The sequence below is a fragment of the Martinezella sp. CNPSo 3890 genome, from assembly GCF_057784455.1.
Genome location: NZ_JBXSOR010000014.1, coordinates 82,288 through 94,266, shown reverse-complemented (window position 1 = coordinate 94,266; position 11,979 = coordinate 82,288). Strand labels below are relative to the sequence as shown.

At 57.9% G+C, this 11,979-nt stretch carries 8 protein-coding genes; all 8 read right to left on the bottom strand.

The features are described from left to right. Window positions 1–3: 3 nt before the first annotated feature. The 8 genes from AC13RC_RS26080 to AC13RC_RS26045 all read right to left on the bottom strand — a co-directional run bounded on the left by AC13RC_RS26080 (window position 4) and on the right by AC13RC_RS26045 (window position 11,942). Window positions 4–1,017, bottom strand: coding sequence for an ABC transporter permease (locus AC13RC_RS26080; RefSeq protein ID WP_488558965.1), 1,014 nt, complete (start codon window positions 1,015–1,017; stop codon window positions 4–6). 76 nt (window positions 1,018–1,093) lie between these two features. Further along, window positions 1,094–2,767, bottom strand: a complete 1,674-nt coding sequence (locus tag AC13RC_RS26075; RefSeq protein ID WP_488558964.1) for an ABC transporter substrate-binding protein — start codon at window positions 2,765–2,767, stop codon at window positions 1,094–1,096. A gap of 251 nt (window positions 2,768–3,018) precedes the next feature. Continuing rightward, the gene (locus AC13RC_RS26070) at window positions 3,019–4,020 is read right to left on the bottom strand and encodes a GlxA family transcriptional regulator (RefSeq protein WP_488558963.1); all 1,002 of its coding nucleotides are present in this window, start codon (window positions 4,018–4,020) and stop codon (window positions 3,019–3,021) included. A 586-nt stretch (window positions 4,021–4,606) separates the two neighbouring features. Then, the gene (locus AC13RC_RS26065; protein WP_488558962.1) at window positions 4,607–5,548 is read right to left on the bottom strand and encodes an ABC transporter permease; all 942 of its coding nucleotides are present in this window, start codon (window positions 5,546–5,548) and stop codon (window positions 4,607–4,609) included. Window positions 5,549–5,572: 24 nt separating this feature from the next. Then, window positions 5,573–7,084, bottom strand: coding sequence for a sugar ABC transporter ATP-binding protein (locus AC13RC_RS26060; RefSeq protein ID WP_488558961.1), 1,512 nt, complete (start codon window positions 7,082–7,084; stop codon window positions 5,573–5,575). An 88-nt stretch (window positions 7,085–7,172) separates the two neighbouring features. Further along, the gene (locus AC13RC_RS26055) at window positions 7,173–8,480 is read right to left on the bottom strand and encodes a sugar ABC transporter substrate-binding protein (protein ID WP_173004636.1); all 1,308 of its coding nucleotides are present in this window, start codon (window positions 8,478–8,480) and stop codon (window positions 7,173–7,175) included. Window positions 8,481–8,812: 332 nt separating this feature from the next. Then, the gene (locus tag AC13RC_RS26050; RefSeq protein ID WP_488558960.1) at window positions 8,813–9,325 is read right to left on the bottom strand and encodes a VOC family protein; all 513 of its coding nucleotides are present in this window, start codon (window positions 9,323–9,325) and stop codon (window positions 8,813–8,815) included. Between the two features lie 100 nt (window positions 9,326–9,425). Then, window positions 9,426–11,942 (bottom strand): ATP-binding cassette domain-containing protein, encoded by a 2,517-nt coding sequence (locus AC13RC_RS26045; RefSeq protein ID WP_488558959.1) that lies wholly within the window; start codon window positions 11,940–11,942, stop codon window positions 9,426–9,428. Window positions 11,943–11,979: the final 37 nt, after the last annotated feature.

Genomic DNA, 11,979 nt, shown 5'->3' with positions numbered 1-11,979 from the left:
GGCTTACCTCACCCGGATGCGTGGATCGAGCAGCATGTAGCCGAGATCGCCGAGCAACTGCGTCATGACGGCGACGGCGACGGTGATCAGCGTTGCGGCTTCTAGCGTCGCGATATCGCCGAAAAGGCTGGCATCGAGGATCAGCCGGCCGAAGCCTGGATAGGCGAAGACGAGCTCGGTGACGACAACGCCGCTGATGAGGAAGTTGATCTGCAGAAGAAGTACGGTGAAAGGCGCGATCATGGCGTTGCGCAGCGCATGGCCGAGCACCATACGGCGGGTGCTCATGCCCTTCAGCACGGCGGTGCGGATATAGGGCCGCTCCATGACGCCGATCATCGAGACGCGGATCATGCGGGCGACATAGCCAAAATCGTAGATGACGAGCACGGCAACCGGCAAGACGAACTGATAAGGCACCGGCCATCCGCCATCGCTGCTGAGCGGACTCGTCCCCGGAAGAATTGGCCAGAGAATGACGAAGAGCGTTACCAGGAAGACGCCCGATGCGAACTCGGGGATGGAGGTGAAGGTGATGCAGATGATCGAGAGCGTTCGATCGAGCACTCCGCCCTCTTTCAGTCCCGACAGGATGCCGAAGATGATCGATAGTGGCACGATGAGCATAAAGGCGAGGCCGGCCAGGATCGCGGTATTGCCGAGCCTGTTCCAGATCACGTCGTTGACCGGCAGCTTGTTCAGCGTGGAGTAGCCGAAATTGCCGAAATATTGCGCTCCGCGTGGATCCGTGAAATTGAGGCCCGTGCCCGGATCCTGCAGCGGATCCGGAATGGCGCCGAGAAGCACGCCGAGCCAGCGACCATAGCGCACAAGCAGCGGATCATTCGCCTTCAGCTTTTCGGTCAGGATATCGACCTGTTGTTGTGTGGCAAAGGGGCCGAGCGATTTTCGCGCCACGCTGCCGGGCGTAAATTCGCAGACGGCAAAGACCAGGAAGGATGCGCACAACATGGTGAGGAGCATCATGATCAGCCGTTTGAGTAGGAATTTCGACATTGCACTCTCAGTCTGGTTTTCTCGCGGGCTTCAAGGGATCGCCCGGACGAAACCAGGCGATCATTGCGCCGCTTGATCAGGCGGAGATCGCGTATTGGTGCGCGAAGATGTACTGCGAAGGATGGAGCTCAAAGCCCTTCACCTTCTTGTCCATCACAGTCGAGAAGACGCGCCAGAAAGGTTGAACGATCGGCCCATCATCCTGCATGATCAGCTCGATCTTCTCGATCACCTTGCTGCGCTCCTTCGGATCAAGAATGCCCTCAGCCTGGGTCAGCAGTTGGTCGAATTCCGGATTGGCATAGTGGGATTCGTTCCAGGCGGCGTTCGACCGATAAGCGAGCGACAGCGTCATGATGGCGAGCGGGCGATGGCCCCAAGCCGTCAAGCTGAAAGGGGCGGAGGTCCAGACTTCCCAATATTGGGCGCTCGGCAGCGACTTTATGTTGATTTTGACGCCGATGTCGGCGAACTGCTGGGCGAGCACCTGTGCCGTGTTGAGCTCCCAGATAGGATCCGGACGCGTGACCATGTCGAATTCGAAGCCGTTGGGATAGCCGGCGTCGGCCAACAGCTTCTTGGCCTTGGCGATATCGCGCGGATATTTCGGCAACGCCGCATATTCCGGATGCGACGGGGCGACGTGGTGGTCTTCTGCCGGCGTGCCGGCGCCCAGCAGGGAGGTCTGGATAACCTTGTCGCGATCGATCGCAAAACGCATGGCCTGACGTACGCGCTTATCCTTGAACTGCTCCACGTCAGGATGCATGCGAGCAACGACGGTCTGCGTCGTCTCTACCTTGTATACCGCCACATGCGGGAAGTTCTTCATGGAGCTGATCTGCACGGCGTCAGCTTCCGACAGGCCGTCAACCTGCTTGGATGCCATGGCCGCGATGCCGGCACCTGGATTGTCGCCGAGGTCGACGAATTCGAAGGTCGAAAGATAAGGGCCGGTGCCCCAGTAGTCAGTGCGAGCTTTATATTTTGCGCCCTTGCCGACTGTGTACTGCATCATCTCGAACGGGCCGGTGCCATTTGCATCGGGGCCGAAGGAACCATTGTCGGCCGGGTCGAGGATGAACATTGGATAGTGATAGAGATGCTCTGGAACGGCAATCTGCGGCGCGAAGCAGTTCAAGCGAACCGTGTAGTCGTCTACCTTCTCGATCGCGTTATCAGACCAAAGCTTGCTGGACTTCTTCGGATTGCCCTTATCGTCCTTCTCGCCGCCGTCATACTCCTGCACGAGATAGCCAGTGAACAGGCCTAGAACCGACGAGCCGACCTTAGGGTCACTGACCCGCTTGAGGTTCCAGACGACGTCATCGGCATTGAGATCGCGGCCGCCCTTGCGCCATTTGACGCCCTTGCGGACATGCAGCGTCCAGGTCTTCAGATCTTCGCTGACATCCCATTTTTCGAGAAGATAGGGATGGGTGATGTTGTTGCGGTCGGTGAAGGTAAGGTATTCGCAGACCTGCCGGATGACATTCGACTTTTCGGCGAAGTCGGCAAGATGTGGATCCTTGATTTCCATGCAGCGCATACCAATGCGCAGGTTGCCGCCCTTCGGCATGTCGTCGGCCTTGGCTTCGCCGAAAGGCTGGGTAACGCCAGCGAGAGAATAAGCGGTGGCAGCTGAGAGGCCAAGAAGGGTCGACTTGCGCAGGAAGTCCCGGCGGTTGATGCTGCCGTCCGAAAGGTCCTTAATAAGTGTCGGAATATACGAATGCTGATTCTTATCCACGAGGATGGTCTCCTAGTTCGTGCAAACTGTTCCCATTATTGTCTGAATGCGAAGCGGAGCGGGCTTTCCCGCCGCTTCGGCCTGCGCGGATCTTGTGTCCGTTTTCGCCGTCGAGACCAAATCTAGAGGCAATATGAATGCGACAGAATGCATTCATCCGACATGAAATATGCGCCAGGCGACATATTGCTGCATTGCACCAGTAACGTTGTTCTTAGCCAAAAGACAGGCAGAAATTGCAGGCGTGCCGATCACGCGCGGCGGGTGGCAGCAGGGCTTTCCTTGAAGTGCTGGCGATAGAAGCGGCTGAAATGAGACGGGGATTCGTAACCGCAGACGCCGGCGATATCGGAGACGCTGAGATCAGTATGGATCAACAGTTCCTTAGCCCGCGCCATGCGCAGATCAATGTAGAATTGCGACGGGCTTTTGCCGAGATGTGTGCGAAACAATCGCTCTAGCTGGCGCGGCGAGACCTTGACGCTCGCGGCAAGCTCCGCGATTTCGATAGGTTCCGACAAGCTGCTTTCCATCCGACGGATGACGAAACCGAGCTTGGCGTTCCTGATACCAAAACGGTCCTCCGGCACCATGCGCTGAACGTCGTCTTGGCGACGCATGCGGGGATGATTGAACTGATCGGAAATCTGCTCTGCAAGGTCACGACCCTCGATCGCGGCGATCAGGTAAAGCATCATGTCCAGGGTGACGGTGCCACCGGAGGACGTAATCAAGCGGCCGTCGACGGCGAAGATATCGTCTGTCGCCAGGCAATTGGGAAACTCGCTTCGAAACGACGGCAGTGATTCCCAATGTATGGCGCAGCGGCGCCCCTCAAGAAGCCCAGCCCTCGCCAGATAGAACACGGCGGTGCTCACGCCGCCGAGAACGCAGCCCTCTGAATAGACGCGGCGTAACCAGGAAAACAGCGACGGATCGTAGCTCTCAGTGTAATTGACGCCGGCACACACGAAGAGAATATCGCATTTCGGAGCCTTTGCCATAGCATAGTCCACTGGGAAGGCCAGCCCGCTGCTCGACCTCGCCTCCTTGCCCTCGGCCGAGATTAGAACCCATTCGAAGGCCTTGCGCTTGAGCAGGCGGTTTCCCTGGCGCAATGAATCCAGTGCCGCCGAAAAGGTCATCAGCGGATAATCGGGCGCCAGGAAGAAGCCGATACGCACCGGCCGCTCGCTATGTTTCAGCTGTCCAAGCGAAAAGGATTGTCGCGTCATTCCCCAGCTATACTGCATGCGAAAGCCTCCGCCTATAACAGCGGCTCGCTGTTGCCGCCCGAAATGGCTCTTTGGCAGTTCGAAGCGTGTTGATGCTTTGGTCAGGACAGCCCGCTTCGTCTCGCGGCGCGGTTTCTGTACAGGATCAAACAGGAAGTTGGACGGGCTTGGCTTGTCCTCCACTCCATTCAAAGAGCCCCCTCACGAGCATTGCACCCATCGAGAGAATTGGTGGAATGACCGACATGCCTGAAACACCGGAAACGGTACCAGCGCGCCAAGTCGTAGCGTTGCGAATATTTGCTTGGCGAGGATCTCTCAGGTGAGGCGAAATTCGCTACCATGCTCTATGAAAGATGCACGGACCACCTCCCTCAAATCAGCGGCTTGTTCGCCCTGCATCGATCTATAAAACAGGCGCCCAACCATTGCCCGATAACAAAATTGGGAAAATAATAGGTGCTCAGAGGCGGATTATAGAAATCATACAGTTGGCTGCCGCTATATGTGAGAACTGAGAAATCTTCGTCCACCTTTCGGCCGAGAGCAGCCAGTCCTGCGACGCGATCTGGCAATTGGCTGACTTTCGAAGCGAAAGCATCAGTTATTTAACAACCTCGTCAAGCCGCCGGCGTCTTGTCGTGACAAGCACCGCGAGGATGACGACAGCGCCCCGGATACCGACCTGATAGAAGGGATCGACCTGCAGAAGGGTCATTCCGTTCGCAAGAATCACGATCGTCAGGACACCCAGAACAGTGCGCAACGGGCCGCCGACGCCGCCTGTCAAAAGCGTTCCGCCGAGGACGACAGCCGCGATCGTATCGAGGAGAAACGGATCGCCCATGCCTGGTGACGCCGAGAAGGTCCGGATACCAAGAAGGATGCCGGCCAGCCCTGAGATAAGCCCTGCCGCGACGAAGACAAGGATCTTCATCTTGGTCGTATTGATCCCGGACATCCTGGTCGTGCGCTCGTTGTCGCCGATGGCATACATGTATTGACCAAAACGGGTAAACCGGGCGACGAGCGTACAGATCACCAGTACACCCACTGCCCAAAGCCCGATCTTTGGAAACGAGCCGAAAGCCACGCCGCCGGCCAGCATGCTGGATAGAGGGGTATTCCAGGGCAACGGGCGGCCACCTGATATGATAAGCCCGAGGCTTTGGAATATGAACAGGGTTCCGAGGGTGACGAGAAAGCTCGGAAGTTTGAGGACGGCATTCAGAGCACCGTTGATTGCGCCGCAAAGCGCACCAACGAGAAGCCCGACAACAATGCCTGCCTCTCCCATCGTCGGGACCAGTGTGACCGCACATATGGCCGACAACGTCATGATCGATCCTACCGAGAGGTCGATCGAACCGATCAGGATAACGAATGTAATGCCCATGGCGGCAACCAGAAGGACCGATGACTGTCGGACAATGTTCCAGATATTTGGCCATGTCAGAAACGCGTCGTGCATGAACGAAAAGAAGATAATGAGCGCAAATGCCGCCAGGAATGGCGTCAATTTGCCGACGGCACCGAATTTAGACATCGTATTTCCTTAGTTGCATCCGCGTCAGAACATCATCGAAATGACGTCTTGTTCTTTTGGCTTGCTGTGAGGATCGGCAACGACCGCTTCCGATAGCTTGCCGTTTGCCATGAAGTAGATCGTGTTTGAGAGCTCGATCAGTTCGACAAGATCATCCGAGATCAGAAGCACCGCGCATCCGGTATGAGTGATGTCTCGGAGAAGACGGTAGATCTCTTCCTTCGCACCGGCATCTACGCCGCGGGTGGGATTGTCGATGACCATCAGCGCGGGTCTCCGCGCAAGCCACTTTGCAAGCACCACTTTCTGCTGGTTTCCGCCGCTGAGCGAGCCGACAAGAGCATCGCTGTCAGGGGCCTTGACCTTGAGTTCAGTCATGCGCTCCGCCGCGAAAACGCTGGCTTGAGAGACGGAAAGGAAGCCGAACTTGGTAAATCGCCGCAGCGACGGCAAAACGATATTGTCGCGGATCGAACGGCCAAGCATCACGCCGTCACGATGCCTATGCAGCGGGACGTAGCCGATGCCCATCTCAATCCGTGCCGACGCTGGAAGTGCCGAGACATCCCTGCCCAGAATCCGAATATCCCCTCGCCCGGCCTCGACCCCCAGGATCGTTCTGCCCAGCTCTGTCTTGCCCGACTGCACAAGGCCGCCGAGACCGACTATCTCCCCTTCTCGTACAGAAAGCGTGACATCGGAAAATGCCACCGAGTTTAGACCTTTGACTTCAAGCACCGGCGGTCCGAAGGCCGTCCGTTGCCTATCGGTAGCATAGAAATCGGTGAGCCGTTCGCGGCCGACCATCAGGCTGTGCAGCCGCTTCTCGGTCGGCTGCCTGACGTCGGCATCGATGACCTGGCCATCCTTGAGCACAAGGATCTGATCGCAGAGGTGCAGCACCTCGTCGAGCCTATGAGAGATGAAGATGATCGAGGCGTTGAACCGTGTCTTGAGAAGCGAAACGATACGGTAGAAAAGCTGCAGCTCCGGGCCTGATAACGAGGCGGTCGGTTCGTCGAGAAGGATGAGCGGGCGCTCGATCTTGAGAATCTCGGACTGCGCGACAACGCGGGCGATTTCCACCAACTGCCGAGTACCGAAATTCAGCGTGCCGGTGATGAGCCGCGGATCGATTGAAATACCCAGTTGATCAAGAATCCGGGCCGCGTGGTCCCTCATCCGGCAAAAGCGGATGACGCCATTACGGGTGAAATGTTTCTCTAGCCCCAGAAAAAGGTTCTGATAGATCGTATAGACGAGGATCAGCGCCTGCTCCTGGTGCACACGGAATATACCGGCTTTCGTAGCGGCCGCCGGGCCATGGAATGTCCGTAGCGTATCATGCAGCAGCAGATCACCGTCATCAGGGCTTTGAACGCCGCTGATGATATCGAGCAGTGTACTCTTGCCGGCACCGTTCTCGCCGACGAGACCGAGGGTGCGGCCGTGCTCGACCATGAAGCTGACACCCTGCAGGGCATTGACCCCGGGATAGCGCTTGGTGATCGACCGAAGTTCGAGATGTACAGTCATGGCCTCTTTGCCGTCCGCATGCAGCGATGATACGTATCCGCATTCCGGCCCTGTCAGCCGGAATGCGCTATCGTCTTGTGGGTGGCCGTTAGAAGCCGAGAACCGTCTTGCCGGCTTTTGTGTTCTGCGCGACTTCCGAGAGCGGTCCGGCTGCAGCGTGGTCCTTGAACATCTTGTTCAGCTTCTCGACATTGCCCGCCTTCAGCGAGGTGGCGACGTCTTCCGGTAGCGCCCAGTTCGCTGGCTTCAAGGATTGCATCGAATCGATGCCGCTCCAGAACTGAGACGGATCGATCACTTCCATGCCCCACTGGATCTTCCAGTTGTCGCCGTTCAGATGGCGCGACATCGATTTGAAATCGAACGCAAAACCGCCACTGCTGTCCATCAGTGAAAGATACTTCGCGGCAGCATCCGGGGAATCGAGGAAGAGGGAATCGAAGTAGCGCATACGTTCCAGCGGATCGTATGTGACGCCATTGAGCGCATCGAACAGGGTGACAACAGAATATCCCGTCATGAATGGCGCGTTGATCGAGACCGTGCCGAGCGCGCTCGGATCGTCTTTCATCCGCGTCAGCATCTCCCGGGTAGCATCGTTGCCTGCGGTCAGGATCTGACCGCTCAATCCGCGCTCTCGCAGAACATCCAGGACCGCGATCGCCGTATCGTCATTGTAGGAAATGATCGCCGCCACATCCGGATGCGCCGTGAGAAGATTTTCAACCACCGGGCGTGCGGCCACGCGATTTTCGCCGGCAGGCTGTTCGGCAACGAGATCGATATTAGGGTTGTTTTTCAGGGCGAGCTTGACGCCCGCCGCGCGGGTATCGGCCGAAAAGTTGCCGGGCATGCCGGCAGCATAGAGCACCTTGCCCTTGTTGCCGATCTTGTCGAACAACGCCTGCGCCATCGCCGCGATGCCACGGATATTGTCCGGCTGGCTGTAGAGCATATAGGCGTCTTTGAACGTCGGATCGGTGGGCGCAAGCCATGCTGCGGTGGAATGCGCATTTGCGATTTTCACGCCGACCTGGGATGCCGTGGCACAAAGCGCCTTTATGACCTCTGCATTCTGAGCGAATGTGACGACGGCATTCACACCGAGAGACGGCGCCTGCTCGATCTGGGCAATCTGCTTGTCGACGGAGTCGTCGAACGTCTGCGACATGTATTTGATGCCGAGCTGTTCGGCCGCGCGCTTGGCCCCGGCGTCCCATCCCTGCCAATATTCGTTGGCCAGCGTCGGGAAGGTGTTGAGAACCGTGATCTGCTGATCGGATGCGCGAGCGGTCTTGCGAAGCACCAGCGGGCTGGCAAGAGAAACGGCAGCGGCGGCACCCGCCACCTGCAGCAGCTTGCGGCGGTTGATTTCGAGATTTCCGATGTTACGCAAATTCAGATCCTCCTCGGTAGCCCCCTCCAGGGCTGTTGACGACGATCAGTGTAATGAATGTCAGCTACACAAGAACAAGAGATTTATCCACATTGGATAAATGTAAGTCACTGGATATACTGGATAATATGCAATTCCTGCCGGCAGGAATCCTACAGACGAACGGCGTTGACCACGCCGTTTATCCGCCACAGTCAGGCTATCGCAGCCGCACCGTTTCATGCCTCATCGACCGGTCAGATCAGTCGCGGGATGACTATCCGATAAGATGGAAGACGGGCCCAAATTGTCTTCCGGTTCACGTGGTAACGTGCTGCTCCGGCGCCTCGCGCTCAAGCAGTCTTGGCTCGCCAGAGTTTCGTCTGCGAACTGTCCTCGTAACCTAGCTTATCGAAGCTCGCGACCTCGAGCAGAAGTCCCCATGGGGCACGCAGGTAAATCCAGTCGAAACCGGCCAGCGGCCCCTCGGTGATCAGGTTCGGACCGTCGAGAAGGTCGACGCCCTGGGCTAGCAGCCGGTCGGCCGATGCATGCACATCCTCGACTTCGAAGCAGATATGCGCGCCCCCGACTTCCGACGGACGCTTCGGCGGAGACATTTCCTCGCCGCTATATTCGAACAGTTCGATGCTCGTCCCCTGGCCGCAGCGAAGAAACACGAGGTCGCGTATCGTCGATTGCGGAGCAGCGCCGATCTTCTTCGTCATGAAATCCTGGTCGACATCGAAAGGCCCCGTCCGGAACACCTCGACCGCACCGAAAACGGCCTTGAAGAAGGCAACGCCCTCTTCGATATCAGGCACCGTCAGACCGATATGATGCATGCCATGAACCCTGTTCGTCATGTTCTTTCTTCCTCCTTAGAAATTCGGGCCTACGCCGTTCCCACGATCAGCAGATCGCCCGAGCGTATGGGAGCGGGAGCCGGGATAGGCGTTGAATTTTTCAATGGCCGGTAGCGCGGCGGCCTCGAACTGCCGCGTAAATGAGTGCTGCAATGACGATCAGGATGCCCTGAAAGAAATACTGGTAGGTCTGCGACAGGCTCAGAAAGGTGACGGCGCTTAGCACTTCGGTCAGCAGGATGGCGCCGAGAACGGTTCCGATGAGCGTCCCGCGCCCGCCTGCCAGACTGGTTCCGCCGAGGACCACCGCAGTGATGCTGGAAAGCGTGTAATTGATGCCCTGGCGGGGATCGCCCACGCCGATCTGCGCCATCAGCATGACCGCGCCGAGGGAGGTCAATACCGAGCATGCCACGTATCCGGAAATGAATGTAAGATCGACGCGAATGCCCATACGGCGGGCCGAATCCTCGTTCGATCCGACGGCCCGCAGGCGCCACCCCGATCTTGATCTGCGGAGAACATACTCGCCCGCAAGCGTCACCAGCAAAAGCACAAGGAATACAACCGGGAACGGACCGCATTGCCAGTTGATCCAGTCTGTAATCCCATAGCTGATGTACCCGTCCGGATTTTCACGCAAAAGGAAACTGAAACCTTGTATGGCGATATACATGGCCAGTGTCGCCGCGATCGGCGTGAAATTCGCATACCGTATTAGCAGCCCGTTGACAGTCCCCACCGCGACCGCGCCGGCCAGCATTAGGAAGAACCCAAGTGCCATCATGTAAGCCGACATGTCGTCGGTCAGAAAGAATGATGCGACGACCACCAGAAAACCGGCCAGCGGCCCAACCGACAGATCGATACCGCCCATCAGCAGGGCGATGGTTTGCCCAAGTGCAATGAATCCGAGCGCCGTTGCCAGCAGAAATATGTTGTAGATGTTGTAGACCGACAGGAAGTTTTCGTTCTGCCCGTTGACATAAAGCCCGAGGACGATCGCAACGAGCGCCAGCGGAATGACCGGTGCGTTGTCCGATTGCAGCAAATGCTTAAAACCTTTGGCAGGGTCGGAAGCCTTGGCTGCGCCAGGCTGAACATCATGCGTTTCAGCATTGATGGCCGCGGCGACGATCTTCTCCTCGGTGACATCCTCTCCTGCGAGCGTTGCGACCACGTGCCCACGTGACATGACGATGACCTTGTCGCAGAGCCCTTCGAGCTCAACAGCATCGGAGGAATTGATGACGACGGGTGTGCCCGCCTCACATAGATCCCGCAGGATACGGTAGATCTCGAAGCGGGCGCCAACATCGACCCCTTGTGTCGGCTCGTCAGCGACAACCAAGCCCGGATCCGAAAGCATCGCCCGCGACATCACGATCTTCTGTTGGTTGCCACCCGAAAGCGACAAGATCGGTGCTTCCATGCTGGGTGCCTTGACCGCGAGTTCGGAGAAGATCGCACTGACTTTATCGAATTCGCGTTTCCGGCTCATGATCCCGGCGGTTGCAAATTTCTCAAGCGTCGAGAAGGTGGCGTTCTCCCGAACGGTGAGGCCTTTCGCCACGCCTTCCCGAAGCCGGTCCGATGGCATGAAGGCAGCCTCTTCGAGAAGCTCCGTATGGCCGAGGTTGCGTCCGCGCAGGTTGATCGATCCGCGTGAGATATTCAATCCCGCCAGGGCTCGCATCAGCGCGGCTTGGCCGTTGCCGGCAACGCCCGCCACGCCAATGATCTGCCCCCGCGGCACCTGGAATGTGACATCGTCGACGCCTTCACAGCTGAGACCGGTGACCGAAAGCCCAATTTCCCCGCTTTTGCCCGGCGCTTTCGGCGGGAAAGCCGCCGCAAGCGTACGCCCTACGATCATACCGACAAGCTCGGCGTCGCTGATCTCCCCGACCAGCGCACTGCCGCGAATTTTTCCGTCGCGCAGCACGGTCACTCGCTGTGCGATCTGCCTGAGTTCGGCAAGGCGGTGGGTGATGTAGACGACGGCCGTTCCCTCTGCTGCTGCCTGCCGCACAAGACCGAACAGCAGTTCGCTGGCCTCCTGGTCGAGTGAGGCGGTGGGCTCGTCCAGGATCAACAACCGCGGCTTGACGGCAAATGCCTTGCCGATCTCCAGCAGGTGTTTCTCCGCAACCGTCATTTCCCCGGCTCGCATATGCAGCGGAAGATCGAGGCTGACCGTTTGAAGCATCTGCTGCAGGGCATCGGACGATCGCCGCCCTGACGCGCCAGAGGCGGTGAGCGCCACGAGCAGATTTTCCTCGATCGAAAGATCGTCGAGAATGGCCGGATGTTGGAAACAGATGCCGATCCCGAGCGAGGCAGCGACCTCCGGGGTCATCTGCTTGACGGGAACACCGTCGAAAGTGATTTCACCCTCGCTCGGCTGCAGCGTGCCCGAGATGATGTTCATTAGGGTTGATTTGCCGGCGCCGTTTTCGCCCAGGATGGCATGCACTTCCCCAGGTCGGAATTTGACACTGACATCGCGAAGCGCTGGAATACCGGCGAAATATTTCGAGATACCATCGAGCCGGATGGTGACGTCGTCTTCGGTCTCCAGAAAGGGCGTATGGGAATGGATGTCTGCTGCGGCCATGACCTGATATCCGACTGAGGTTGCATCTGCCCAGGTA

What these genes read in the sequence shown, in the direction of transcription:
- AC13RC_RS26065 (WP_488558962.1), bottom strand. Translation starts at nt 5,548, where the DNA reads ATGTCTAAATTCGGTGCCGTCGGCAAATTGACGCCATTCCTGGCGGCA.
- AC13RC_RS26060 (WP_488558961.1), bottom strand. Translation starts at nt 7,084, where the DNA reads ATGACTGTACATCTCGAACTTCGGTCGATCACCAAGCGCTATCCCGGG.
- AC13RC_RS26045 (WP_488558959.1), bottom strand. Translation starts at nt 11,942, where the DNA reads ATGGCCGCAGCAGACATCCATTCCCATACGCCCTTTCTGGAGACCGAA.
- AC13RC_RS26050 (WP_488558960.1), bottom strand. Translation starts at nt 9,325, where the DNA reads ATGACGAACAGGGTTCATGGCATGCATCATATCGGTCTGACGGTGCCT.
- AC13RC_RS26080 (WP_488558965.1), bottom strand. Translation starts at nt 1,017, where the DNA reads ATGTCGAAATTCCTACTCAAACGGCTGATCATGATGCTCCTCACCATG.
- AC13RC_RS26070 (WP_488558963.1), bottom strand. Translation starts at nt 4,020, where the DNA reads ATGCAGTATAGCTGGGGAATGACGCGACAATCCTTTTCGCTTGGACAG.